This is a genomic window from uncultured Henriciella sp. (genome assembly GCF_964005855.1).
In the GTDB taxonomy this organism is placed as follows: domain Bacteria; phylum Pseudomonadota; class Alphaproteobacteria; order Caulobacterales; family Hyphomonadaceae; genus Henriciella.
In genome coordinates this window covers 462496-488093 of record NZ_CAXFSW010000002.1, presented here as the reverse complement: position 1 = coordinate 488093, position 25598 = coordinate 462496, and the positions used below count along the sequence as shown (strand labels likewise).

Annotated in this window: 27 protein-coding genes; 14 read left to right on the top strand and 13 right to left on the bottom strand. The window is 61.6% G+C overall.

The window, feature by feature from the left end; translation table 11 throughout:
• Positions 1–66 precede the first annotated feature (66 nt).
• From ABNU55_RS05530 to ABNU55_RS05515, 4 genes are all read right to left on the bottom strand, one after another.
• The gene (locus ABNU55_RS05530; protein WP_290750499.1) at positions 67–750 is read right to left on the bottom strand and encodes a DUF3299 domain-containing protein; all 684 of its coding nucleotides are present in this window, start codon (positions 748–750) and stop codon (positions 67–69) included.
• A gap of 74 nt (positions 751–824) precedes the next feature.
• The gene (locus ABNU55_RS05525) at positions 825–2093 is read right to left on the bottom strand and encodes an FtsX-like permease family protein (protein ID WP_290750497.1); all 1269 of its coding nucleotides are present in this window, start codon (positions 2091–2093) and stop codon (positions 825–827) included.
• On the bottom strand, positions 2093–2788 hold the full coding sequence (locus tag ABNU55_RS05520; RefSeq protein ID WP_290750517.1) for an ABC transporter ATP-binding protein: 696 nt from the start codon (positions 2786–2788) through the stop codon (positions 2093–2095). Before ABNU55_RS05520 ends, ABNU55_RS05525 begins: the two co-directional genes overlap by 1 nt.
• 18 nt (positions 2789–2806) lie before the next feature.
• Positions 2807–3472: a DUF2796 domain-containing protein gene (locus ABNU55_RS05515; RefSeq protein WP_290750495.1), complete on the bottom strand. Its 666-nt coding sequence runs from the start codon at positions 3470–3472 to the stop codon at positions 2807–2809.
• A gap of 145 nt (positions 3473–3617) precedes the next feature.
• Between ABNU55_RS05515 and ABNU55_RS05510 the strand changes: the two genes are divergently transcribed.
• From ABNU55_RS05510 to ABNU55_RS05500, 3 genes are all read left to right on the top strand, one after another.
• Positions 3618–4421 carry a ZIP family metal transporter gene (locus ABNU55_RS05510; RefSeq protein ID WP_290750493.1) on the top strand — a complete coding sequence of 268 codons (804 nt, stop codon included), beginning with the start codon at positions 3618–3620 and terminating at the stop codon, positions 4419–4421.
• A 90-nt stretch (positions 4422–4511) separates the two neighbouring features.
• Positions 4512–4724, top strand: a complete 213-nt coding sequence (locus tag ABNU55_RS05505) for a hypothetical protein (protein WP_290750490.1) — start codon at positions 4512–4514, stop codon at positions 4722–4724.
• Between the two features lie 35 nt (positions 4725–4759).
• Entirely contained in the window at positions 4760–5032 is a 273-nt protein-coding gene (locus ABNU55_RS05500) for a hypothetical protein (protein ID WP_290750487.1), read from the top strand.
• On the opposite strand, the gene ABNU55_RS05495 is transcribed toward ABNU55_RS05500, so the two are convergent.
• On the bottom strand, positions 5029–5403 hold the full coding sequence (locus ABNU55_RS05495) for a GtrA family protein (protein ID WP_348764265.1): 375 nt from the start codon (positions 5401–5403) through the stop codon (positions 5029–5031). The two genes, ABNU55_RS05500 and ABNU55_RS05495, sit on opposite strands and share 4 nt — an antisense overlap.
• Positions 5404–5417: 14 nt before the next feature.
• Positions 5418–6398 (bottom strand): glycosyltransferase, encoded by a 981-nt coding sequence (locus tag ABNU55_RS05490; RefSeq protein WP_290750482.1) that lies wholly within the window; start codon positions 6396–6398, stop codon positions 5418–5420.
• An 87-nt stretch (positions 6399–6485) separates the two neighbouring features.
• Here ABNU55_RS05490 and ABNU55_RS05485 point away from each other — a divergent pair, with 87 nt between their 5' ends.
• From ABNU55_RS05485 to ABNU55_RS05470, 4 genes are all read left to right on the top strand, one after another.
• Complete coding sequence (locus ABNU55_RS05485) at positions 6486–8267, top strand: hypothetical protein (protein WP_290750479.1); 1782 nt, start codon at positions 6486–6488, stop codon at positions 8265–8267.
• 30 nt (positions 8268–8297) lie between these two features.
• Positions 8298–9752: an AMP nucleosidase gene (locus ABNU55_RS05480; RefSeq protein ID WP_290750477.1), complete on the top strand. Its 1455-nt coding sequence runs from the start codon at positions 8298–8300 to the stop codon at positions 9750–9752.
• Positions 9753–9824: 72 nt separating this feature from the next.
• Positions 9825–10607, top strand: coding sequence for a tyrosine-protein phosphatase (locus tag ABNU55_RS05475; RefSeq protein WP_290750474.1), 783 nt, complete (start codon positions 9825–9827; stop codon positions 10605–10607).
• 105 nt (positions 10608–10712) lie between these two features.
• Positions 10713–12206, top strand: coding sequence for an MFS transporter (locus ABNU55_RS05470; protein WP_290750472.1), 1494 nt, complete (start codon positions 10713–10715; stop codon positions 12204–12206).
• On the opposite strand, the gene ABNU55_RS05465 is transcribed toward ABNU55_RS05470, so the two are convergent.
• Both ABNU55_RS05465 and ABNU55_RS05460 read right to left on the bottom strand, forming a co-directional pair.
• Complete coding sequence (locus ABNU55_RS05465; RefSeq protein ID WP_290750470.1) at positions 12203–12742, bottom strand: TadE/TadG family type IV pilus assembly protein; 540 nt, start codon at positions 12740–12742, stop codon at positions 12203–12205. The genes ABNU55_RS05470 and ABNU55_RS05465 overlap by 4 nt on opposite strands.
• Positions 12743–12744: 2 nt before the next feature.
• Positions 12745–13311, bottom strand: a complete 567-nt coding sequence (locus tag ABNU55_RS05460; protein WP_290750467.1) for a TadE/TadG family type IV pilus assembly protein — start codon at positions 13309–13311, stop codon at positions 12745–12747.
• Positions 13312–13513: 202 nt separating this feature from the next.
• Here ABNU55_RS05460 and ispG point away from each other — a divergent pair, with 202 nt between their 5' ends.
• Both ispG and ABNU55_RS05450 read left to right on the top strand, forming a co-directional pair.
• Complete coding sequence (gene ispG / locus ABNU55_RS05455; RefSeq protein WP_290750464.1) at positions 13514–14650, top strand: flavodoxin-dependent (E)-4-hydroxy-3-methylbut-2-enyl-diphosphate synthase; 1137 nt, start codon at positions 13514–13516, stop codon at positions 14648–14650.
• 292 nt (positions 14651–14942) lie between these two features.
• Positions 14943–15380 (top strand): hypothetical protein, encoded by a 438-nt coding sequence (locus tag ABNU55_RS05450; protein ID WP_290750461.1) that lies wholly within the window; start codon positions 14943–14945, stop codon positions 15378–15380.
• A gap of 36 nt (positions 15381–15416) precedes the next feature.
• On the opposite strand, the gene ABNU55_RS05445 is transcribed toward ABNU55_RS05450, so the two are convergent.
• Positions 15417–15944 carry a DUF1254 domain-containing protein gene (locus ABNU55_RS05445; RefSeq protein ID WP_290750459.1) on the bottom strand — a complete coding sequence of 176 codons (528 nt, stop codon included), beginning with the start codon at positions 15942–15944 and terminating at the stop codon, positions 15417–15419.
• Positions 15944–16555, bottom strand: coding sequence for a DUF1214 domain-containing protein (locus ABNU55_RS05440; protein ID WP_290750457.1), 612 nt, complete (start codon positions 16553–16555; stop codon positions 15944–15946). Before ABNU55_RS05440 ends, ABNU55_RS05445 begins: the two co-directional genes overlap by 1 nt.
• Before the next feature lie 181 nt (positions 16556–16736).
• Between ABNU55_RS05440 and ABNU55_RS05435 the strand changes: the two genes are divergently transcribed.
• The 5 genes from ABNU55_RS05435 to ABNU55_RS05415 all read left to right on the top strand — a co-directional run bounded on the left by ABNU55_RS05435 (position 16737) and on the right by ABNU55_RS05415 (position 21412).
• On the top strand, positions 16737–18065 hold the full coding sequence (locus tag ABNU55_RS05435) for a hypothetical protein (RefSeq protein WP_290750454.1): 1329 nt from the start codon (positions 16737–16739) through the stop codon (positions 18063–18065).
• 20 nt (positions 18066–18085) lie between these two features.
• Positions 18086–18517 (top strand): MAPEG family protein, encoded by a 432-nt coding sequence (locus tag ABNU55_RS05430; RefSeq protein WP_290750452.1) that lies wholly within the window; start codon positions 18086–18088, stop codon positions 18515–18517.
• 67 nt (positions 18518–18584) lie between these two features.
• Positions 18585–19661 (top strand): peptide chain release factor 1, encoded by a 1077-nt coding sequence (gene prfA, locus ABNU55_RS05425; protein WP_290750449.1) that lies wholly within the window; start codon positions 18585–18587, stop codon positions 19659–19661.
• Complete coding sequence (prmC, locus tag ABNU55_RS05420) at positions 19654–20508, top strand: peptide chain release factor N(5)-glutamine methyltransferase (RefSeq protein ID WP_290750446.1); 855 nt, start codon at positions 19654–19656, stop codon at positions 20506–20508. The genes prfA and prmC overlap by 8 nt, the downstream gene beginning before the upstream one ends.
• 178 nt (positions 20509–20686) lie before the next feature.
• A complete protein-coding gene (locus ABNU55_RS05415; RefSeq protein ID WP_290750443.1) occupies positions 20687–21412 on the top strand; it encodes a DUF4167 domain-containing protein in 726 nt (241 codons plus the stop codon).
• A 19-nt stretch (positions 21413–21431) separates the two neighbouring features.
• Here the strand turns inward: ABNU55_RS05415 and ABNU55_RS05410 are convergent, their stop codons facing one another.
• The 3 genes from ABNU55_RS05410 to ABNU55_RS05400 form a co-directional block, all read right to left on the bottom strand.
• Positions 21432–23213 (bottom strand): EAL domain-containing protein, encoded by a 1782-nt coding sequence (locus ABNU55_RS05410; protein ID WP_290750441.1) that lies wholly within the window; start codon positions 23211–23213, stop codon positions 21432–21434.
• A gap of 140 nt (positions 23214–23353) precedes the next feature.
• Positions 23354–24379, bottom strand: a complete 1026-nt coding sequence (locus ABNU55_RS05405; RefSeq protein ID WP_290750438.1) for a ribonucleotide-diphosphate reductase subunit beta — start codon at positions 24377–24379, stop codon at positions 23354–23356.
• A 140-nt stretch (positions 24380–24519) separates the two neighbouring features.
• On the bottom strand, positions 24520–25548 hold the full coding sequence (locus tag ABNU55_RS05400; RefSeq protein ID WP_290750435.1) for a lipid A deacylase LpxR family protein: 1029 nt from the start codon (positions 25546–25548) through the stop codon (positions 24520–24522).
• Between the last annotated feature and the right edge of the window lie 50 nt (positions 25549–25598).

Below are 25598 nucleotides of genomic sequence, written 5' to 3'. Positions count from 1 at the left end.
CGGACAAATAAAAAGGGCGGCTACAGACGGGCCGCCCTTTCTCGTTTCTGCTGGCCGAAGCGCCGCCTAGTACTCGTAGATTTCCCAGCCGGTCATCTCGATCGTATAGGCCGCATCGGCAAGGTCCGTGTCCTGGCGCGCCGTGCGCAGCGTGCCCTCGATCCAGACCGCCTGCGACAGGTCCCGCAGCTTGATCTTGTCTTCTGTTTTGACAAACACCGTCTGGTTCGGCGGCGGTGGCGGCGCGTGCAGGCAGGCGCCATAATAGGGCACCAGCAGGAATTCCGAAATCTGGGCCTCAGAGCCATAGTCGAACGGCACCGTATAGCCCGGCAGGCGTACTTTCATGCCGTCCATATCCTCGACGACATTGAACGTGCCGATCTGGATGGCCTGGTCGGCCGCAGAGCCTTCGGCGATCCCGCCGCCGGAATAGAGCCGTGCCATCTGCGCCTGATACATCTCGGCAATGCGCTCTTCCTCGCCCTCCGGCATCAGCTCTTCCCAGCCAATCTCGGTGACGCCGCGCGCGGCAAGCTCCTCGTCACGTGCTGCCTGCTGGGCAATTGAATTGTCCTCAGGCTCGGGCACCCGGTCGCCAACCTGCGGCTCCTCGGATTTGGTCTGTGTGGCTGGCTCTTCCGCCGCAGGCGTTTCAGGCTGCGGCTGGGCTGCGTCACTCGTTTCGCCAGTGCAGGCCGCAAGGACCAGAATACTGACAGCTGAAAGGAAAGGATGGATTTGTTTCATACGCCTAAAATAGCGCCCCATGCATCGCGCTGCCACAAGCAACTTCACGAAAGGGCGCTTTGCCTCCTGACTGACTAGAGCTTCACCGTAAGACCATCGGCCAGTGAACGGCGCAGCGCCATTACCGCCGGTATTGTGCCAATGAGCGTGGCGGCGGCAAAAACAGCCAGAACCGTCCAGCCATCAATGGCCGAGAGGCCAAGCCCGCCAATACCGATCCCATAGGCTGAGGACAGTAACGGACCGGCAACAAGCAGCCCGATTTGAACCAGCAGCACCCCGGCGACAGCGCCGAGCAGGCCGAGCAGCGCCGCTTCTGCCACCATGAGGAAAAAGATATGTCCCGGCCGCGCCCCGGTCGCGCGCAGGATCGCCATTTCGCGACGGCGCTCATTCAGGCTGGTCAGGATACTGGTGAGGACGGAGACCAGCCCGACCGCGATCACAAAGACTGACACGGCGATGAGCGCGCGCTCCACAATGCCCGTCACCTGCCACAACTCGCCCAGCGCCATGCCCGGAATAATCGCCAGCAGGGGCTCACCTGATTGCGTGTTCAGGGCGCGCTGCGTGCGCAGCAATGTGCCGCGCCGCTCCAGCCCCACAAAGACGGCCGTCACAGATTTCGGCGTCAGATCGAACCCGCGGATCATTTCCTCGCTGATCGTGTCGGCAAAGGGGCTGCGTGTGCCGCTTTCCCAGCCGACATGGATCGCGGTTATGCCCTCCAGAGAGACGTGGATGGAGCGATCCACCGGCGTACCCGTCGGGGCCAGAATTCCGCTGACGACGAAAGGGCGGTTCTCATGGTCGGTCAGGCCGCCCGCGCCCAGTCCATGTGTCAGGACAACCTCACTGCCCACCTCATAGCCAAGCTCCCTTGCGACATCGGCGCCAAGGACGGCCTCATAGATATCCGTGAACAGCTTGCCCTCGGCCAGGCGGAGCTTCGTGCCGTCGCCATGGCGATAGTGTTCGAAATAGGAGTCGTTCGTGCCGACCACACGAAATCCGCGATGGCTGTCACCAAGGGAAATCGGCACTGTCCAGGCAACATCGTCGCGGTCCGCTATCGACTGATAGGTGTCCCAGCTTATCTCCGCCGTGGCGCTGCCCAGCCTGAAAACAGAATAAAGGAGCAGATTGATCTGGCCCGTCGGCGCCCCGACGATCAGGTCCGTGCCGGAAATCGTGTTCTCAAAACCGGCGCGCGCGCCATTGCGAACCTTGTCGACCCCCAGAAAGAGCGACACCGACAGGGCGACCGCCAGTATGGTCAGAAGCGCAGAGCCGCGCCGGTTCATCAGGCTGCGCCAGGCGAGACCCAGAATGGACAAGCCCATCAGACGCCTCCTTTCGCACGGTTGATCTCTTTCAGGTCGACGCTTCTGTCGAAATGTCCTGCCAGCGAGCCATCATGGCTGACGAAGAGAAGGGCAGAGCCGGACCGGGCCGCCTCTTCATTCAGAAGCTCGATAAACCGGTCGCGGGCTTCCGCATCGAGGGCTGAGGTCGGCTCATCCGCGATCACGATATCCGGGCCGCCGATCAGCGCCCGCGCCACCGCAACGCGCTGCTGCTGGCCGACCGAAAGCTCGGTCACGGGCCTCTCCAGCATCTTCGGATCGCTGAGACCCAGACGCGACAGGAGCCGCTCTGCCTCGCGCGTCATGCCATCGCCGCCGCCCGCCGCCTTGCGCCGCGCGGAAGAAAAACGGCATGGCAGCGTCACATTCTGGACCAGCGACAGATAAGGCACGAGGTTGAACATCTGGAAGATGACGCCCAGCCTGTCGGCCCGCAGGGCATCACGCTTTGGCCCGCTCAGCTGCGTCATGTCATGCCCCAGCACCTCGACCTTCCCGGCTTGCGGTTCGAGCACGCCCGCAATCAGGCCCAGAAGGGTCGACTTGCCGGACCCGCTCGGCCCGCGCAGGAAGACGCGTTCGCCGGGCAGGACGCTGTACTCGGCAATATCGAGCAGCGCCGGGCCGTCGTCCCAGGCAAAGCGCAGATCGCGAATGTCTATAACGGGCATGCTGGACAAGACCGGACCCTACTGGATTTTGAGTTCGGGGGAAGCAGCGCTGAGCTCGGTAGCCATCTGCTGGGTGTCGGAAACAAATACCGCTTCAATACTCAGGAGCGCCGGATACTGATCGAAGCCGCCAAACCGGACCCCTTCGAGCCCGCCGGCATTCTCGCAATCGAAATCATAGTCCAGCTGCATTTCTCCATGGCCGGAGACCAGCCGCGTGCCCGTAGACGTGGAAACGATTTCACAGCCCGCATCGCCCTGCAGGCTGATGATGGTCTCATCATTCCTGAAGTCTTCAAGCATAGCTTCGATCCTGGCTTCATCCTCGGCATTTTGCGGATCCTCCGGCGCGCCGAGCGAAGACAATGGCGCCTCGAACGACACACTCAGCATGCTGTCCTGCAGGGTCACAGCCAGCATGGCATGACCGTGCTCATGGCTCTCCAGCCGGCCACCTTCAGCAGCCTCATGCGCATGATCGTCGTCCGCCTCCTCATGGTCGCCACTGGCTTCACCGGTCTCTGCCGGCGCTGTATCCGGCATGTCATTCGATGCCGGCCCGGCCGCATCCTGTTCAGCCGCCTCTGGCGATGGGGCTTCGCTATTGTCTCCGTCCGGTCCGCCGCAGGCAGAAGCAAGGGCCGCGCAGGCGAGAAGGAGGATGCTTTCACTGCGATATTTCATGGGAGTCCCTTTTCTGCGCGCTCCAGCCGGTGTAATGGCACGTCTCTTCAAAATGAGATAATATTACATCTCAAACAGCAGTCCCGCCTTTTTTGCAAGGCCCCGCGCCCGGAATGGGCCAGTTTTCTCAGGAAGATCTAATATCATGTGGTCATTCCTCCAGGCGCCGCTTTTCTTCGGCCTGATCGCCGCGCTGGTCACAACGGCCGGCTTGGTGATTGTCGCCCAGCGCGCCTCATGGAGTGAGCGTAACGCCACCATTCTGGGCCTCGCCGCCGCCGGCATGCTTTCAACGCTCGCCTTCGTGCACATCATTCCAGAAGCGTTTCACCTTTCCGGCCGGGCAGGGCTCTGGCTCGCGACCGGCTTCTTCGGCGGCCTGCTTCTGCACAATGGTGTCGGCCTGCTCACAGCGGCGGGGCGGGCACGGCTGCCTGCAACGGCGGCCGTCACCCCCATCTTCGCCATCGCCTTTCACTCCTTCCTCGACGGTGTGATCTATTCGGTGACCTTCGCCACCAGTTTCACCTCAGGCGTCTACGCGTCGATGAGCCTCATCCTTCATGAGTTTCCCGAAGGCGTCATCGCCTTTGCCATCCTCAAGCGCGGCGGCCTCAGCAACACAAAGGCCTTCTGGCTTGCCTTCCTCGCCGCCGCCGCCACAACCCCAGCGGGGGCGCTTGCATCTGCGCCCATCCTCTATCTGCTCGACCCGGATATACTCGGTGCGCTATTTGCAATGTCTGCCGGCCTGCTTGTCTTTGTCGCGACCGGTCCGCTGATGGCGCCGCTGCGTGAACTGAGGCCCGTGCCCGGTCTTGGCGCCCTTGGCGCGGGGGTCTTGACTGCCACGCTTCTCCTCGTGGCCCCGATACATAACAACCATCACCATCTTCACGATCATGCGCGCCCGAACTTCCAGAACCTCTCCGCGCCGGCCGAAAAATAAACACCGCAGAAACACCGCCCAGACACCGTCCATGCACCGTCCCGGCACCGTGTTTGCACCCCTCTCGCCGGATTAGCAGAGGGCGGCCAGATGCGGGACAGAATAGGAAGATACGCCAGCGCCCTCCTCGTCTCCGCCATCGCCACCCTCTGCGGTTTCGCCCGGCAGGGCGTCGATGCACGCACAGCCGAAGCCCTGCTCATCGTCTTCTCGGAAGGCAGTCATATCGGTCAGGACCCAGCGGAAAGTCTGGCCCGGCGCACGTCCAGGCTATTGACCCGTCAGGGCCGGCAGGCTGATTAAGGGCGGGAAAAAAGGCGGAGTTTCCCCAACAGCCCATGCCCCCTGTCCTACGTGTTCCGCTTTTGCTGACCGGCGCAATCCTCATCTGCGCCCCGCTCATCGTCTATGGTCTCGACTCTATAATCGGCCTCGGACGCCTTGATCCGCTGACACTTTCCACCCTGCTCGGCACGCTCGGCGCCGGACTGCTTGGCTTCAGCCATGGCGACCGGTGGGGGCACTTCCTCCTCGCCCTGATCGGGGGATTAATCCTTGTTATCCTGCAGGTTTACGGGATCGCATTTCTGGTGCTTGCGACAGGTTTCTAGGCCCTGCGGAAGGCAAACCGCCCATAGCCGGCATAGGAAACCAGCATGGAAAGTACCGAGGCAATCCCGGTCGCAAGGACGGGCGGGCACGCCGGCACGAGAAGCAGGATGGCCGCATAGATCAGATAGTTGAGCCCCGCCACACCAAGCGCGACCAGAACATAACGCGCCCCTTCGGACGTCTGACTGCCTGTGCTGGCCCCGAAGGTGAAAGCCCGGTTGAGACGCCAGGTGACGAGCATGGCCAGCGCGATGGAAACGATACGCGCAACAAAAGGCCCGGTGCCAGCGGAGATCAGTAGAAGCAGCGTCCCGGCATCCACCAGAAAGCCCACGCCACCGACAGCGGCGAAGCGCAGGAATTTTGCAATCAGACCCTGGTGGGTCACGCCGTCCAGTCCGGCGCGGGATAACTCAGGAAGACCGACCGTTTCGCCTCCACCCGGGCGCGCGCCAGACTGTCCAGGATGAGCCCGCACACCGCAGACACGGTCGCGATGATCACAAGTCCCATCGACAGGATGGCGGTCGGGAAACGCGGCACCAGTCCCGTTTCCAGATAGGTGGAAAAGAGGGGCGCGGAGAGGCCAAGCGCGACCAGCGTGAGGCCAAGCCCGATCGCGCCGAAAAAGGCCGCCGGCCGGGTTTCCTTGGCGAGCACCATGAACATGCCGAGGATACGCAGGCCATCCCGGAAGGTGCGCAGCTTGGAGGCTGAATCCTCATGCCGCACCCCATAAGAGGTTGCCCGCTCCAGCGTCGGAATGCCGATCTGGCAGGAATGGACGGACATCTCCGTCTCGATCTCGAATCCACCGGATACAGCCGGGAAGGATTTCACGAAACGGCGGGAAAAAACGCGGTAGCCAGAGAAGATATCGGTAAACTGGCGCCCGAACATTGTGTTGAAAAGCCGGTTGAAGATCTGGTTGCCGAACGCGTGCCCGCCGCGCCCGGCATCCTTGGTAACATTGGCGCGCGTACCGACCACCATGTCGACATTATTCTTTTTCAGAAGCTCGATCAGGACGGGTGAAAACGATGCGTCATAGGTGCCGTCGCCATCGGCCATCACATAGATATCGGCCTCGACATCGGCGAAGATGCGGCGCACGACATGCCCCTTCCCCTGCCGGATTTCCGTGCGGACAATGGCGCCTGCGTCCCTCGCAATCTGCGCTGTGCCGTCGGTCGAGTTGTTGTCGAACACATAGATATCGGCGCCTGGCAACGCGGCGCGAAAGTCGGCGATCACGCGGGCGATGGTCGAGGCTTCATTGTAGCAGGGCAGTGTCACGGCGATGCGCGCTTCAGAAGCCTGCGCAAGCGGCCCGGAATTGATCGTTTCGACAGCCGCGCGCTTCATTGCGTCACCTTTCTGTAACCACAATCAACGCATATCAGGACGTGGTGAACAGCTGGTTACGCCAGCCAAGGCTTCAGACGAGACGTAATGCAACCTTCCCGACCTTCGCGTGAGACACCGCTCTGGCCGCTTGTGCTGCTTGGGGCGCTCGCCGTGCTCATATTTGCCCTTCAGGCTGGTCCCGCGCTTGGCGGAGACCTGCGCGGCAATGACGACATGATGCGCATGCAGCAGGTCCGCGACCTGATGACAGGCGAGCGCGGCTGGTACGATGTCAGCCAGCGCCGCCTCCTCACCCCCGAAGGCGGCGCCATGCACTGGTCACGCCTGCCGGATCTTTTCATCGCCGGCATTGTCTTCCTGCTTCAGCCGCTGATCGGTACGCGCATGGCCGAAGGGGTCGCCGCGACCCTCTGGCCGCTCGGCCAGCTCGCCTGGACCCTTGGCGCGGTTGCTCTCTGCCTGCGTCGTCTCGGGGCCAATCTTGCAGGCCAGATGGCCGGGCTGTTTTTCTTCTGCATTTCATTCGCCGTCTTCAACGTCATACCCGGCCGCATCGATCATCACGGGCTTGGACTCGCGCTGACCCTCACCGGCTTTGCCGCGCTTCTGTCACCGGAAAGATCGTCCCGGTCCGCGATCATCGCGGGTCTCTGTATTCCGCTCATGCTGAGTGTGGCGATAGAGAACCTGCCCGCTGCCGGATTGCTTCTGGGGGCTTTCGGTCTGGCCTGGATCGTGCGCGGCGAGACAGAAACGAACCGGATCCGCGTGGCCGGATCGACGCTCGTTGTAGGCGCCCTACTGACCTATGTTTTCGACGCGCCCGGTGCGGGCGGCGTGCGGGCCGTCTGCGATGCCTATGGCCAGTCCCATTTCGTCGCCCTTCTTGTGGCGGGGGCCGGCCTCTTCGCCATATCGACCGTCATGCCGCATGCCCGGGAATGGCAGAACCGGCTTATCCTCATGGCCGTGGCCGGTATTGCCGCGCTGGTCTCATTCATTGCGATCAATCCGTCCTGCCTTGGCGATCCATATTCCGGCATCGCCGAAACGATACGCTCTGGCTGGCTGAGAGGGGTCGGCGAGGCCCGCAGTGCGCCCACTGTCTTTGCCGACAATCTGCCTCTGGCGATCTTCTATTTCGGCTTCGGCGGCGCCGGGGTCGCCGCGTCGGTATATGCGGCCGTGAAGGCACCTACGGGCGGTCGCTTGCCCCGCATCTTTCTTCTCGGCTTCTGTCTCGCCGGTTTCGCCCTCTCTCTCTGGCAGCTGCGTGCGGCCATGCTTTCGCATAGCTTCGCCGCGATCGCAGGCGGGCTCGTAACCGGTCTTGCCTTCAGCCACTGGTACACACGCCGGGGCTCGCAGGCGGCGCTCATCTTCGTGCTGACGGCCCTTCTCGTATCTCCGGTCGGCTGGCGCCTGCCCCGCCTGATCGCTGCCGACGATGCGTCCAGCGAAACGAAAACCGACTGCACATCAGCAGCCGCCTTCGCCCAGATTGGCGCGGCGCCGCGCATGGTGGTCTTTACACCCATCGATCTCGGCGCGCCGCTGATCTATCACACCCGCCATTATGCGACCGCAGCACCTTATCATCGCAATCCAGAAGCGCTGGGGCGGGCCCTCAACATCTATACCGGCCCCGTCGATGTTGCGCGCGAGAAGATGGCCCGCACGGGCGCGACCCACCTTCTCTACTGTCCGGGACTGAATGAGCTGGAAACCTATGCCGAGCGGGCCCCTGACAGTTTCGCCGCCGCGCTGGAGCGCGGTGACATTCCCAACTGGCTGGTCCCCATGACACCGCCGGGGGACCGGCAGGGCGATCCGGTCCTCTACACCATTGCCTTCGACCGCAATTGACCTCGGCGGCACTTTGCGGCAACGGAGGGCATGTCAAAACTCGATACACCAGAACAGGTCGTCGACGCGCTAGAAAAGCTCTATGCAGACGCTGTCGAGACCCTCACCAACTGCCTTGATGCCTATCTGAAGGATGGGACGCCCCCCTCCGGGGAGCTTCGCACCTCGCGAGCCTTCTGTTATCCGGCGCTGATCCTTCGCTACGACCCTGAAGGTCCGCCGCCGCCTATCTCCCGGGCCTTCGGCAAGATGTCTGAAGCGGGCACCTATATCGCGACCATCACGCGGCCCGACTATTTCAGGCCATACCTCATCGAACAGCTCACGCCCCTGATGCGGGACTATCCGGTCGAGGTCGAGGTTCGCCCCTCTGGCTCTGAAATCCCCTATGCCTATGTCTGGGACAAGGCGGAATCCGGCGGCCTCGATGAGGTGAGCCCGGCCGAGCTTGCCCGCTGGTTCCCGTCTCCCGCCCTCAGCTCGATTGGGGACGAGGTCGCGGACGGCCAGCTCTATTCGCCGGGCGACACACGCCCGCTGGCCCTGTTCGACGGGCCGCGCACGGACTTTTCCCTGAAGCGCCTGCAGCACTATTCCGGCACGCCGGTCGAAGACATGCAGCGCTATGTCCTGTTCACCAATTACCATCGCTATGTGGACGCCTTCTGTGACTGGGCGCTGGAACAGCTTGGCGACGAGAACTCACGCTATACCGGGCTCTCCGTCGCCGGCGGGTTGAAGATCGATGGGAATACGCCGGACGCGAAATCGGCCATCGATGCAGCCCCCTGGCGCCGTTTCCAGATGCCGGCCTATCACCTGATGGCTGAAGACCGCACCGGCATTACGCTGGTCAATATCGGCGTCGGTCCGTCCAATGCGAAGACGATCACCGATCACCTGGCTGTGCTGCGGCCTGAGTGCTGGCTGATGGTCGGCCATTGCGGCGGCCTTCGCCATTCCCAGCAGATCGGCGACTATGTCCTCGCCCATGCCTATCTGCGCGATGATCATGTGCTGGACGGCGTGCTGTCGCCAGACATTCCGGTACCGCCTATCGCCGAAGTTCAGGTGGCTCTGCAGCAGGCCGCCGCGGATGTCACAGGCGAGCAGGGCGACAGGCTGAAGAAACGTCTTCGCACCGGCACGGTCGTCACGACCGATGACCGCAACTGGGAGCTTCGCTTCACAGAGACCGCGCAGCGGTTCAACCAGTCGCGCGCGATCGCCATCGACATGGAAAGCGCCACCATCGCGGCCAATGGCTACCGCCTGCGGGTGCCTTATGGCGTGCTGCTCTGCGTCTCCGACAAGCCGTTGCATGGGGAAATCAAACTCCCGGGCGCGGCCAACCGCTTCTATGAGCGGGCCATTGGCGAACATATCCGGATCGGCATCGAGACGCTGGAGCGGCTTGCCCGCGACGGCGGGGCGGCCCTGCATTCTCGCAAGCTGCGCGCCTTTGACGAGCCGCCTTTCCGCTAGGGTGCGGGTGGACGCCATGGGCCGATCAGCCTAGCTGAGACCTGAGGAAACCGCACGCAGAGGGCAGGTAATATGGATAACCGGGTCAAACCGCTTGAGGGCGTTCGAAACTTCCGCGACTTTGGCGGCTATGAAGGCGTTGATGGCGCGCGGATCAGGTCCGGCAAGCTCTACCGCTCGGGTCATTTCGGCGAGGCGTCCGACAATGACCTTGCCGCCATCGACCTGTTCAACATCACGCTCCAGGCCGACCTTCGCCGCCCGGATGAGCGCGAGCGCCATGGCGACAAATGGCCGGTAAAGGGCGTGCACCAGCTCTATTCCGATCTTGGCCGCGAAACCGATGCCCCGCATGTGAATTTCCTGCGCCAGGTCGCCATCGATGCCGACAGTTCGCGCGGCTGGATGCGGGACTATTATATCAACGCCCCCTATCGCCCCGCTTTGGTGGAGACCTACACCGCCTGGTTCGATCGCCTCGCGGGGCTCGATGCCGACAAGGCGGCGCTCGTCAACTGCGCAGCCGGCAAGGACCGGACCGGCATTCTCTGCGCGCTGACACATCACGCCCTCGGCGTGTCGATGGACGACATCTTCATCGACTATGAGCTGACCAATACAGCGGCCAGTGTCGAAGACCGGCTCCCCGAAGCGGCCGCCTATTTCAACGACATGCTGTCGAAGAATTTCGACGATGCCGTCTACCAGCCATTTGTCGGCGTCGACCGGGAATTTCTTGAAGCCGCGATCGCCGCCATCAAGGACGAATCCGGCGATCTCGACACCTATCTTGCCACAACGCTCGGCGTCGATGCGGCCAAGCGCGAGACGATCCGCAAAAAGCTGCTCGTCTGAGCCCCGCTGCCGCGACGGCAGCGACAAGCACCGCTTTTCAAATCCGGATTTTTGGCAGAGGCTGGCCCGAGAGCATCATAAAAGATGCCATCGGGAGGAGCCGAAATGACAAGTCAAGCAACGCCGCCGCCAGCTGAAACACTGGTAGCCGAACCTCGGATCGACCTCGGGGGCGCCCTCGACCGGCGCGGCTTTGCATGGGCAATCTTCGAATGGGCCCGCAACCCCTATTACATCCTGGTGATCATCTATCTGTTTGCGCCCTATTTTGCGGGAATCATCGGGGCCAATCTGATCGCCAGCGGCGCTGTCGATGGTCTGGACGGGGCAGCCCAGCGGGCCGCAGCCAATGCCGAAGGCCAGGCCACGATCTCGTCTCTGGTGAAATATGCGGGCTTTATCGCCGCCTTCACCGCCCCCTTCCTTGGTGCAGCGCTTGACCGCGGCGGGCGGCGCAAGCCGCTCCTTGTCGTCTTCCTCGCCCTGGTCGCGGCGATGTCCTTCTCGCTCTGGTGGATCAAGCCCGACGGCAGCGGCATGCCGATCTGGATGGGGATGAGCGCCCTCGTGATCGCCGCGCTCGGTTACACCTATTCAGAGGTGACGCACAATTCGATGCTGAATGTGAATGGGCGGGCGAGTTCCCTGCCAGCTATTTCCGGGCTTGGCCTCGCTCTGGGCAATCTTGCCGGCGCCATCCTGATGCTTTTCATCGTGCTCGCCTTTGCCATGCCGGCTCTGGTCGGCTGGCCGTTTGAGGCCCCGCTTTTCGGGATCAATGTTGCCAATGGCGAACATCAGCGTCTGGTCGGCCCGCTCTGCGCGGTGTGGCTTGTCGTCTTCTCCATCCCCTTCTTTCTCTATTCCGACGATGGCGGCACGCGCGGTGCCAACTGGATGGCGGCCGCGAAAAATGGCGCGGCCGGCCTCTTCAGGACCATGCGCAACGCGTCCGACAACAAGGAAATCCTGAAATATCTCGGCGCCCGCATGCTCTATGCCGACGGGATGCAGGCCCTGCTGGCGCTCGGCGGCGTATTTATCGGCCTTTATCTGGAATGGAATGTGGTCGAGCTCTCAGCCTATGCGATCCTTGCCTCTTTCTTTGCATTTGGCGGCGGGATCGTTGGCGGGTGGCTCGACGGGCTGGTCGGGCCGAAGCGCGCGCTGATGATCGAAATTACCGGCATGATCGCGACCCTGGCCTTCCAGCTTTCGATCACACCGAATGCCATCCTCTACGGCCTCGTCCCCGGTTTCGAGATCTGGGACGGGCCGATCTTCAATACACTGTCGGATGTCGTGTATCTCAGCACGGCCGTCTTCATTGCGGTCACCGCCACGGCCAGCATCTCCTCCAGCCGCTCCATGCTGGTCCACCTCGCCCCCAGCGACCGGGTGGGTGAGTTCTTCGGCCTCTATGCCATTGCGGGCACGGTGACCGTCTGGCTCGGCCCGCTTCTGGTGGAACTTTTCACCAAATGGTCAGGCGACCAGCGTGTTGGCATGAGTGCGATCGGCCTGCTCTTCGTGCTCGGCCTCATGGTGCTGACGACCGTGCACTCGCCGCATCACCCTGCCGTCGACAAGGACAGCTAGCTCGTCTCACGGCCGACGCGGTCGGTACGGCGCGGGCGAAGATAGAACTCGTCGGAAAGCGTCTTCGTCGTGGAGAAGAAATAGCCGAGCCTGGAATTGTAGTCATATTCCACCTCGGCAAAGATCACCGATCCGTTTTCCGGAACGATGCCCTCTGGCACGACCATGACTTCATCTTCGGTGTAAGGCGTCATGTTCCGCCCTTCGCTCCAGGCGACCTTCGTTGTGCCGTCATCATCGTAGAGGCTCGACACACGCATGCGCGCTCCGGAGATCGGATTGGGCTGGAAGATCATCCGCGTCGCTTCGAAGACATCATCCATCTCCGCATCGCTTATCGTCGCCGAACGCGCGACCAGATCCCCGAGCGAAGAGGCAGAACTCGTCACCTTGCGGTCGAGAATCATCATGAAGGAAAGCTCGATACAGGCGAAATAGATAAGGACCATCACCGGCGCGATCAGCGCGAACTCAATCGCCGAGACACCCTTGTCCTCAGACCGGAACCGGCGGACAGCATCCAGAATACGACGCATCTCTAGTCTCCGAAGGGCTCGTTGCGGAAAACGACGGTCGACTGGAGAAGCCGGCGGTTGCCGCTGAGATTGGCCAGCGGCGCGCTCAGGAGCGGCGTCATCAGGTCCCATTCATAGAAGGCGCGCACAACGACGATGTCGTTTGATCCGCCCGGGTCGAACCCGAAGTCTTCGGTATCCAGATTGCCATCCTCATCGATGGCGGATGGATTGGAGGTCGAGGCAAAGTCGTCAAAGGTCTTCACATCGAGCTGAACCTTGCCTTCGCAGGCGAAGAGATCGAATACCTCGGCACATAGCACTTTCTCAAAGGCGGCCTTGTCAAAGTCCTCAGTGGCCTGCAGCTGGCCGGTGCGAATGCCCCGGGCTGCCTCGTTAAGGCCGTGCTCCAGGACCGATGACATGATGAAGATCACGCAGATCTCCAGAAGGCCGAAAATCAGGAAGAAAAACGGCATGGCAATCATCGCGAACTCGACAGCCGCGACGCCCCGCCTGTCGCCCGCCCATGCGCGCAAGCGCTGCATCAGCCTGGGGGCCAGAAGACCGGGACAGATGGGTGAGAACATGAAACTACCTGATAGCAACGTGAAATGGCGGAAACCGACATCACCTGTGCTAGCCGGTTGTAGTTTCAACCGCGTTCAGCGGGTCTGTGAAATTTGAAACGTCGCGGCTGCCCTGCGCGCGGTCCATCTCAGCGTCCTGCCTTTACCTCGCCATGATGATTGACCACATAGAAGGCGAAGAGCGGCCTATTGAGGTAGAGCGATGAGCCACAATCCGGTCAGGCCCTGGCGGTCGATAGACAGGCGCAAGTCCCGAAAGATCAAGGTCGGTCCGGTCGAGGTCGGCGGGGACGCCCCCATTGCCGTTCAGACCATGACCAACACGCCGACAGAGGATGCAGCCGCAACGATTGCCCAGATCGAGCGCTGCGCCGAAGCGGGGGCTGACATTGTGCGCGTCTCCTGCCCCACGATGGAAGCCACAGCGGCCATGCCGGAAATCTGCCGGAACAGCCCAGTGCCGATCGTCGCTGACATCCATTTCCACTACAAGCGCGGCATTGAGGCAGCGGACGCAGGTGCCGCCTGCCTGCGGATCAATCCCGGCAATATCGGCAGCCAGGAGCGCGTCAAGGAAGTCGTCAATGCGGCGCGCGCCAATGGCTGCTCTATACGTATCGGCGTGAATGGCGGCTCGCTGGAGCGCCATCTGCTGGAAAAATATGGCGAGCCCTGCCCGGACGCGATGGTGGAAAGCGCGCTCGACCATGCGCGGATCCTCGATGATCTGGGCTTTCACGACTACAAGATTTCGGTGAAGGCGTCAGACATGTTCCTGACCGTGGCAGCCTATCAGCAGCTTGCCGAGGCTACCGATGCACCGCTGCACCTTGGTATTACGGAAGCCGGCGGCCTGCGCACCGGCACCGTCAAATCCTCCATCGGCATGGGCAATCTGCTTTGGATGGGGATTGGCGACACGATCCGTGTCTCGCTCTCGGCAGACCCGGTCGAGGAGGTGAAGGTCGGTTTCGACATGCTGAAATCGCTCGGCCTGCGCACCCGCGGCGTGAATATCATCGCCTGCCCCTCCTGTGCGCGTCAGGGCTTTGACGTCATCAAGACGGTGGAGACGCTGGAAGACCGGCTCGCACACATCTCAGAACCCATCTCGCTGTCGATTATCGGCTGTGTCGTCAACGGCCCCGGCGAGGCGGCGATGACCGATCTCGGCTTTACCGGCGGCGGCAAGGAAAGCGGCAAGATGTATGTCTCCGGGCGCCCGGATCACAACGTCTCCAATGCCGACATGGTCGAACACATTGTCGAGCTGGTCGAGAAGAAGGCCGAGCGACTGAAAGCCCAGCGCGAGGCGGATGAAACTGTCGCTGCCGAGTAGGCTCAGACCTCAGTCGTAAAAGCACCTTTCAGTGCCATCGCCCTGATTATAGCAGCGTGGCTCGTTCGACGTCGGCGGGCGATAGGCTGGCTGCGGCATCGTCCCCTGATAGCCAGCATTATACCCGCTATCCTGATCCGAGTACGTGCCATTGAAAGTCTGGCTGCCGCCCCCGGTATAAGGGTTTCTGCCTGACGGAATATTTTCCAGCACGGGAAATCTGTTGGCTTCTGTTCATCTTCACTGCGCTAGGAACATTGGCCGAAACGCAGGCTGAGTGGGACGACAGGACATGCGCAAGATTATGCAGGTGGGGATCGCTGCGATGGCGCTCAGCGCAGCGGCCTGCACGACAGGCGAGCTTGAGGCGATTTCGCAGGGGCTGGCGCAGGCCTCCTACGATCTCCAGCAGACCAATTACAATTCTGCCGGCTATTATGGCTCGCCCTATCAGAGCCCCTACCGGATCGGCGGCACGGGCGATCTTCGCACCGGCTACAATCAATGCGTCAATTCGGGCACGCTCTACCAGTGCGACACCAATGGTGACGGCTATGCCGACATGTTCGGCGATACGTCGGACGGGTCGATGACATCCTCCAGCCTCAAGGTAAATGGCAAGGGGGAGGGCTTTACCTGGGACGCAGACTGCAATTGCTGGCAGCGTGAGCCCGCCTACGACACGAACCAGCGCGATGATTATCACCGTTGCCACCGCTACCATGATTGAGCGGCACCCCTTCAGAAGGCCGAATTCGAGACTCGTCTAGGGCTCAGCGGTCCTGAATCTTTCGCATGCCGATTGATCGACAAGCTGCATTGCGGCCCCGTGGGTGGCCTCATCAGGCGCCAGACGCCGGATCAGCGCGATCCCCCTTCCCCCCATGGCAAGCGCTTGCCGGGTGGTGTCGTTCGGCCTCTCGCCCGGCGCATGGACGATCACCCCGTTGAAATCGCTGCCCTTCTGAAGGCTGGCAACGAAGACATTGTTCGTCCGGGCATCGAAAATCGAAAGCGAGCCATAAGTGTCCGAAACCGGTGCCGTCAGCAGGACCGGCCCGTCAGCGACGTCGAAACGGCAGATGGCATAGGCAAGATCTGGCGATGGGCGAACAATGGTCTGGCTCTTCGGCGTCATACGGTCAGCTGCGACCCATCGGTACATCCCCACACCGCGCTCGACCATCCTGTCCTGCGCGGCCGCCATGATCCGGGTCGGGATCGAGTTGAGAATGGCGAGATGGCCGATCAGGGCCATGACAAGAAAAGTGGCGGCGGCGGCGGTCCAGTGCATCAGGCAGCCTCGTCGCAATAAAGCTCATCGACCACCGGTGGCTGGAGCGTGGCCTGAGGGTGTTCCAGCAGGGCATCGGAGGGCAGATATAGACGCAGGGTCAGATCGAAGCGTCCGGCATTGCGGCTCGACACCCACAGCTCATCGGGATGGCCGTTCTGGTCCCGGCTGACACGAAAGCTCCAGGCACCGCCTGTGCCCGTTCGCGCCGCATCAGTCGCGTCGAAGGAAAGGGCCCCGTCCTCATTCATGGGCAGACGGCTGTCACGGTCATAGAGCGTGATTGACCACCAGTCGGACGGCATGGTCCCGCCCGTGACCTGATAGATGCAACGGTCGCTAAGACGTTTGCCATCCTTGTCGCGGGCCGTGGTGAAATAGACCGCCTCTTCCCTGCGCAGCGCTAGCAGGCCGAACCGGGCGACGCGGGCGCGAACATAGGGGTTGGCGGCCTCCGCGCCGATGGACCAGTCGCTGGTCCACCCATTTATTCGGACAGCATCTCCCAGCTGAGGCCCCGACCGCGTCAAGCCGCCCATCCAGAGAGCGGACGCCCCGCCTGCGCTGAGCCCCAGACATCCCGACAAGAGAAGAAACAGGAAGAGTTTCATCCCGCCTGCCATACGACGCGACCCCGGAGGGACGAAAGGGCATGGAAACAGATCGTCCCGCCCACCGCGGAGCCAGACCTCAGGCGACAGTCGAAGATGCCCGTTCTCCCTGTCCACTTACCTGTTTGGCAGACGCCGTTTCGCTGTTAGGGATTTGGCATCGACCCGGAGGGCGTCCTGCGTGAAAATCATTCTTGGAGTTGCCGGCTGGACGTTTCGACTGATTGTGCTCGCCATCCTTCTCTTCCTGATGACGAACTGCACCATGCTCGGCCTGAACTATGCGAGCCTGGAAGTCGGCAACAAGCCGGACGCGCGCCCTGAGATCGACGCCGCCTCGCTTGCAGAATGGGAGGCTGGGCGCGAAGGGCTGGTGCAGACATTTGAGGCGCTGGTCTATGGGCCGTGGCCGGAGGGGCAGGATGTCCAGCTTGTCGGCCGGCGAATGGTGGATGACACGCTGGCCGGCGGGCGCGGCACGCTTGAGGAGCTGAAGATACGGGTCGGGTCCGGCAAGGGCGCACGCAGCTTTCACGTCGCGCTTGCCCTGCCGAAGAGCGATCGCCCGGTCCCTCTCATTATCAGCCAGACCTTTGCCAGCAATTGCGGCGCCTTTCCCGGTGCACCGCTGACCGCCCCGGATGGCGGTGATTGCGCAGATCATGAGGGCGTGCCCGGCTTCATCGAGGCGATCTTCGGGGAGTTCATCGCGCTTGTGCCCATCGAGCAGTATTTCGCCCATGGCTATGGCTATGCGACCTGGCAGGCGGGCGAATTCATTCCTGACCGCCAGGAAGAGGCGAGAGCCATTATGGAGGCCATGGCGGGCGAAGGCGTCACCGCACCGACCGGTACACTTGCGGGATGGGCCTTCGGCTTTTCAGCCATTATCGATGTGCTTGAAGATGATCCGGCCATCGACAGCGCTCGCGTCGCGGTTCTCGGCCATTCGCGCCACGCCAAGTCGGCAATGGTTGCGGCGGTTCATGACAGGCGGATTGCGGCTGTGGTGTCGCACCAGTCTGGCTTTGGCGGAGCCGCCTCATCACGGTCGCAAACCGGAGAAACCGTAGAACGGATGGTCGACGGCGCCGACCTCTTGGGCTTTCTTCAGATGCCGGGTTATCCGCACTGGTTCGCGCCGGCCTTTGCAGATTATGCAGGTCGGACCGAAGACCTCCCCGTCGACCAGCACCAGTTCATCGCCCTCGTCGCGCCAACGCCGATGCTGCTCGGCAATGGAAGGCGTGATGTCTGGTCCGATCCCAACTCGACCTATCGCATGGCTGAGGCGGCGGACCGCGTCTATGAACTCTATGGCACGGATGGGCTGGACCAGTCCGGCATGCAGGATTTCGATCCGGCCGCGCGTCTGAGCTATTTCCTGCGGCCAGGCGGGCACTCGATCACCCAGCGCGATATCGACGCTTTCCTTGCTTTCCTCGACGCCGCCCTGCCGCGGGGAAATGAGATGCCGGACCGGGCGAATGAGGATAGTCTTTCCCCATAACAAAATGAGGGAGGGCACTCATGCTATTTCAAACCGAAGACCTTTTGCCAGTTCTGGCGCTCATTGTCTGGACGCTTGTCATGTTCGTCTGGATGTATGCCACACGCCTGCCAGCCTTTCAGAAGGCCGGCATCGAGCCCAATGAGGCGCGCCATCCCGACGCCGGTTATAATGCGAGAATCCCCGCCAGCGTCCGGTCCGTCGCCGACAATTACAACCATCTGCACGAGCAGCCGACGCTGTTCTACGCGCTCGTCTTCTTTGCCGCGCTCACAGGCGGCGGCGATAATGTCTTCATGTATCTTGCCTGGGCCTATGTGATTCTGCGTGTGATTCACTCCTTCATACAGGTCCTGTCCTCAAAGGTGGAACAGCGCTTCCTTGTCTTCGCGCTCAGCACGCTTGTTCTCATGGCCATGGCACTCAAGGAAGTTCTGCGCCTGTTGCTTTAGGCAAAGCTGCGGGTGAACGGCGGCAGGGTGCTTCCCCCGCCACACATTCCGGGATAGATGCGGGCCCATGGCATCTATCCCTCACTCCCGGCTTGAACAGGTCATCGACCGTTTTGACGAAGTTGAAGCGCGTATGGGCGCGACGACGGACAGCGACGAGATCGTGGCGCTGTCGAAAGAACATGCTGACCTGAAACCCGTCGCCGACAAGGCCAAACTCCTCCTCGACCTTCGCACAGAACTGAAGGACGCCGAGGCGATGATGGACGGGCCTGACAAGGAAATGGCCGAACTCGCCAGCGACGAATATTACGACATCAAGGAGCGCCTGCCCGCCCTGGAGAAAGAGGTCCAGCTTCTGCTCATTCCCAAGGATGTCGACGACAAGGCTGACATCGTTCTGGAAGTGCGCGCCGGCACGGGCGGCGACGAAGCAGCCCTTTTCGCGGGCGACCTGTTCCGCATGTATTCGCGCTATGCCCAGCTTCAGGGCTGGAAGGTGGAGGTCATCTCCGTTTCCGAAGGCGATGTCGGCGGCTATAAGGAAATCATCGCAACCATTTCAGGCGACGGCGTCTTCGGCCGGCTGAAATGGGAAAGCGGTGTGCACCGGGTCCAGCGCGTGCCGGAAACAGAAAGCGGCGGGCGCATTCATACATCGGCCGCAACCGTGGCCGTCCTGCCCGCGCCTGAAAATATTGAGATCGAAGTGCGCCAGGAAGACATCCGGATCGACACGATGCGCTCCTCCGGCGCTGGCGGCCAGCACGTCAATACAACGGACTCGGCCGTTCGCATCACCCACCTGCCGACCGGGATCGTGACGACGAGCTCTGAAAAGTCCCAGCACGTGAACCGTGAAAAGGCGATGGAGCAGCTGAAGATCCGCCTCTATGAGCGCGAGCGCGAGGAGAAGGACTCCGCACGCGCCGAGGCGCGCAAGGACCAGATCGGCTCCGGCGACCGGTCCCAGAAGGTGCGCACCTATAATTTCCCGGAAAACCGTGTCTCCGACCACCGGATCAATCTGACGCTCTATTCGCTCGACAAGATCATTGCCGGCGACAAGCTGGACGAGGTGATCACCTCGCTCATCGCAGAAGACCAGGCCCGCAAGCTGGCGGCGATGGACGAGAATGCATGAGGCGCGGACCTTCCAGACACAGCTCACCATCGCGGCCGCGAGGCTGAAATCGGTCGGCCTGGAGCGTCCGGGCCGGGAGGCGCGCCACCTGATGCAGCATGTCTGCGGGCTGACGGCCACGCAGCTCATCAATTGCGAGAACGACCTGATGAGCGATGGTCAAAGCGAGGCGTTCTTTGACGCCGTCGAACGGCGGGCCTGCGGAGAACCTTATGAATACCTCACCGGGGAAGCCTGGTTCTGTGGGCTCGCCTTTGCCTGCACACCGGACACGCTGATCCCGCGCGGCGACAGCGAGGTCGTGGTCGACGAGGCTCTGGCGCGTCTGCCTCTTGGCCGCGAAGCGAAGGTCGCAGATCTCGGCACCGGAACCGGGTGTCTTCTGATCGCGCTGATGAAACAGCAACCGGGCCTCTCAGGCGTTGGCATCGACCGCTCGGCTGGCGCGGTTGAGGTGGCCCGACGGAACGTCCGAACACACGGGCTGGAGGCGCGCGCTGCCATGCTGGCCCTCGGCTGGGCCGAATGGGAGGGCTGGGACGAGATGGATCTCATCATCTCCAACCCGCCCTATATCCGAAGCGATGTCATCGGGACGCTCGATACCAGCGTCAAGGCGTATGAGCCCCACAGCGCGCTCGACGGGGGCACAAGCGGGCTCGACGCCTATCGCGAGATCATTTCCCTGGCCGCAAGACATATGAAGAAGGACGCATGGCTGGTCTTCGAAATCGGGTTCGATCAGGCAGACGAGGTGCGGAAACTGCTTGAAATGGCGGGGTTTGAGGCCATTTCCGTGGCTCAGGATACCGGCCAGCGTGACAGGGTTGTAACCGCCCGGCGCTGATCCACAGCTAGGGGCTTGGCGAAGCGGGAAATGCACGCTAAGGCTGGTGTCGGGCAGGAGGCTGATGACATTATCACAGCCCCGCCACGAGTAAGCGCAACATCACCGAGATAACCCAAACCGGGATGAGACGCACAGGGTCTGGATAACGGACATAATGGGATCAGGAATTTAGCGTATGCAACGCAAGCGCGGACGCGGCCGCCGTTCAGGTGGCAACAACAATAATCCGAACCGTCACTATGAGAGCACCGGCCCCGACGTGAAAATTCGCGGGTCCGCGCAGCAGATTCTGGACAAGTACCAGCAATATGCGCGCGACGCGATGACCGCAGGCGACCGGGTGAAAGCCGAGGCGCATTATCAGCATGCCGAGCATTATGCGCGCATCGTTGCGAGCTTCCAGAAGGACAAGCCGCGCAACAAGAATGACGATAATGATTCCGACGACAATGATGACAATTCGTCGGACAATGAATCGGATAATCGCGGCGACAACTCCTCCAATGACCGCAATGACAACCGCTCCGACAACAAGTCGGACAGGAAGTCCGGCAAGGACAAGTCTGACAACAACGACAATCAGAATGAGTCGGGCGGTAATGACGAGAAAAAGCCGCGCCGCGGCCGCAAGCCCAAGCAGCAGAGTGAAGATGATCCGATGAAGGTCATCGACGCGGACGCAGGCGACGACAAGTCATCCGCCTCCAGTGACGAAAAGGCGGAAGCCAAGCCCAAACGGCGCACCTATCGCAAGAAAGCCGATCAGGACGCCGAACAGGGTGAGGAAGCGGCCGGCGTCATGTCGACCCTCGCTCGCGGACGTCGTCGCAAGGCAGACGCGGAAGAGACCACTGGCGATGATGCCGGTTCGTCGAAGACGGAGAAAACAGCGGCCGAATAGAGGCTGCTGCGAGGGCCGCTTACGCGACCTGACATATCTTCTGGCTGCCACTCGCCGTTTGCAGAAGCGTCGGGGCCGGACGGCCAAGATAGTAACCCTGCACCATATTGCAGCCGATCTCGGCAAGGCAGTCGAGCGTTGCCTGATCCTCAACGCCTTCTGCCACCGTCTTCAGGCCAAGCCGCTCGGCCATCAGCAGCGTTGAGGCGACGATGTCGAGCGAGCGGCGCTCCGATGTCATCCGGCTGACAAAGGAATGGTCGATCTTCAAACTGTCGAACGGGAATTTGTGGAGCAGCGCCAGAGACGAAAAGCCAGTGCCGAAATCGTCCAGGGCGATCTGCACGCCGGCCTGACGAAGCTTGCGAAGCGCAGCGGCCGCCAGTTTCTCATTTGCGATCATCGCCGTCTCGGTAACTTCCACCTCAATGTCTTCCGGTCGCAGGCCCTGACGGTCAATTTCCCGCAGGAGCCGCTCGGGCAAGCTCGCATTATGCAGCTGTCTGGCTGACACATTGAAAGCCAGCCGGGTCCGGACTTCGGCCCTTCTCACGCCATTGCATGCCTTGGCGAAGACCAGCCAGAACAGGTCATCGATCAGGCCTTCGCGCTCTGCCAGCGCGATAAAGTTATCAGGCCGGCCAAGCGGGTCGCCACCAGAAGGCCAGCGCGCCAGGACTTCGTGCACGATGGGCTGGCGGGTCGTCAGGTCCACGATGGGCTGAAAATAGGGTTCAATCTCCTGTTCGCCGACCGCTGCCGTAAGGGCCTGCAGCTGTGCGCGGCGGCTGGTCGAGCCTGCATCGACCGACCGGTCATACTTGCGCAGCCCACCACCTTCACGCTTCGCGCGGAGCATCGCCATGTCGGCCGCCTGAAGCAGGTCGTTCGAGAGCGTCGCATTGTCCGGGTAGAGCGCCAATCCGAGCGAGGCCCCTATACGAAGGTAGCGGCCGTCAAACTCGAAACTTTCCGTGATGGCCCCGTGCAGTTTCCGCGCATAGATCTCGGGCGCTTCGGCAGAGGCGGATTTCGGCAGGATGACAGCAAACTCATCCCCGCCGAAACGCGCGCAGGTGACCCCCTCTTCAAGCTCCCCCAGACGCCTTGCGACTGTGCGCAGCGCTTCATCCCCCGCTAGGTGACCATAGACGTCGTTCAGCGTCTTGAAGCCGTCCAGATCAATGAAGATGAGCGCGAAAGGCGCTTCGTCCTCAATGAGCTCGTCGATATTCCGCACCATGGGCGCCCGGTTGAACAGGCCGGTCAGCGGGTCACGGTGGGAGGCGTTGATGGCCTCGCGTTCGGCGGCGCGGCGCACACTTACTTCCTGTCCAAGCTGCTCATTGGCGATGACCAGCTGCTCACGGCTCGAAGAGAGGTCCGCCAGCAGGATTTTCTGGGCATCCAGAAGCGCCTTCATCACAGCCCGGCCGTTGCTGATCCCGCGATAATGGCCCTCATCATCGGTGAGGACAAATATGTCCTGGACCTCATGTTCGCCCGTGAGGAACTGGGCCCGGACGAAATCCTCGAAGGGTTCGTTGACAGGGACGATCAGCGGCTCGGCCTGCATGAGGCTGGCAACCGGCCTGTTCTCATAGAGGGCGCGGCCAAAACGCTGGGAGAGCTGGAGCAGAAAGTCGCTGCGCGGGATAAGGCCGACAGGCTTCATCTCATTGTCGACGACCACGACGGCACGCAAAAGCGGCATGTTCCGGAAAATTTCATCGACAGACTTGCACAGCTCCTCATCAGTAACGACCGGAGCCCGCTCAATCTCGATTTCCGCAGCCAGCATACCGCAACCCCTACGCCTTGAGACGCAAGGGCATAACAGCTCTTTCTTAAAGGTCGATCAACGCCAGTGTCTTGAAACTGTTACATAAAACCGCCTCCTGCATCAATTGCAGCAGGAGGCGGCAGGTCTACTCGTACGGTTTATCCGGCCGCGACGGTGCGGCGCTGCTTGTCGAACATCGACCAGACACCCTCATCGCCATGCCAGTCGCCGCGCGTTGCGCCCTTGGAGTATTCGGTCGCGCGCGCTTCGAAGAAGTTGGCATGTTCGACGCCATTCAGGATCTCGGTCAGCCACGGAATCGGGTGCTTCTCGACCCCATAGATCGGGTCCAGCTTGAGCTGGCCCATGCGCCAGTCGGCGATGTAGCGGATATACTGCTTGATGTCCTCAGGCGTCATGCCCTGGACCTCGCCGGCCTCGAAAGCGAGTTCGATGAACTTGTCTTCCAGCGCGACCGTTGTCTTGCAGCAATCGGCGATGTCATCCTTTACCGCCTTGGTCAGTGCGCCCGTCTCCTCCGCAAAGGTGTGGAACATCTTCATCATGCCTTCGCAGTGCAGCGACTCGTCGCGCACCGACCAGGACACGATTTGCCCCATCCCCTTCATCTTGTTGAAGCGCGGGAAGTTCATCAGCATCGCAAAGGACGCAAAGAGCTGCAGGCCTTCGGTGAAGCCGCCAAAGACAGCCATGGAGGTCAGGATATCGCGCTCGGTCTCCACGCCGAACTGGCCGAGGAAGTCGTGCTTGGCCGCCATCTCCTCATATTCCATGAAGGCGGAGAACTCCGAATCCGGCATGCCGATCGTCTCAAGCAGCAGCGCGTAGGCCGCGATATGCACGGTCTCCATATTGGAGAAAGAGGCAAGCATCATGCGCACTTCAACCGGTTTGAAGAGCGGCATGTAGTTTTCCATATAGTTGGCGCCGACTTCGACATCCGACTGGGTGAAGAAGCGGAAGATCTGCGTCAGCAGATTACGCTCCTTGTCGGTGAGCTTGTTTGACCAGTCCTTGCAGTCCTCGCCGAGCGGGACTTCTTCCGGCAGCCAGTGGACCTGCTGCTGGATCTTCCAGAAATCATACGCCCACGGATAGCGGAAAGGCTTGTACGCCTTGCTCGGCGTGAGAAGTCCCGGGATGTGTACGGTTCCGTCTGCCATAGGTCTGCCCCTTCTATCGTGAACACTATATATAGTGCCAAATGCGCCGCTTGCGCGCAAGATATATACATCAGACCAAGGTCATTTTCCACAAGGAATGGGTAACTGTGGACAATTGCCGCGCCTATCCGCGCAACACCCTAATAGGCAATGGAAATTGAGACCGCGCCGAAGCGCTGGGGCCCATCCTGGCGCTGGAACTCCTCTGTCCGGTGGACATAGGTGAAGGCGATCTGGACATTGCTGATATGCACGGCGGCGCCTGCCTGCGCATCGGCGACCAGCTTGTTCCTGTCAGAGACTCGCGGGCTGTCGCGCCAAGCATTGCCATCCAGGAACATGTCCCTCAGAACCACACGGCCTTCCACCCCGGCAAAGAGGTAGGCTCCCAGAAGCTGTCCCGGTGAGAAGGTGCCGGCGCCTGAAAGGGCCGGACGGATGCGGGGCGGGCCGAAATCCGACCCAAGATCCCAGCCGATCCGACCCGTGACGCCAGCTGCGCCATAGGTGCGCACATTGCCAAGCGCCGCCCCGGCATGAATGCCGTAGTCGGTTTCAAGCCCAAGCGGCAGATGGGGGCCTTCATAAAGCGCCATTCTCTGGGCGATCACCTCGATTCCCGGCTCATTGCGAAGCTGGGAGTCCCAACCCTTTGGCTTGGCCTCATCGATCAGATCGTGCCAGTTGGTCTGCACGAACTCACCAAGCGCCAGCGGCCCGACAACACCGAGATTAACCTGCAGGATATCCTGAATATTCTCGTCGCTCGCCACCACCGTGCCCGACATGTAGAGCCAGCCCGCATAGGGCCGGTCATCGGGGTCCGGGATCCTCACTGAGGTATCAGCAGGCGTGAAGATGGCGTGCGACAGGGCAATCCCCTGACGCAGCTTGCGGCGCTCAAGGTCCAGAACCGGCACGTTCCGCGCCGCCCAGTCGAGAGCGGGGTGCACACGATCTTCAGGTGAGACACGCTCGATTCGAATGCCATTGGTGTAATTTCTGTCGGTTCCGCCGAAAAGATCGTTCTCCGATGTCACCGACCAGACCCCGCGGGTGTGCGAGCGCGTCCCGGTCTTCTCTCTATCGGGTTGCGGCTCCTGCGCCAGCGCGGGAAACGCGCCCCAGACCGAGACGAGAACGAGGAAGAGAGCACAGACTGCACGCATGAAAAGACCGCTGGCTGGAGGACACGTCGGCCGAATAGCGCAGCGGACGT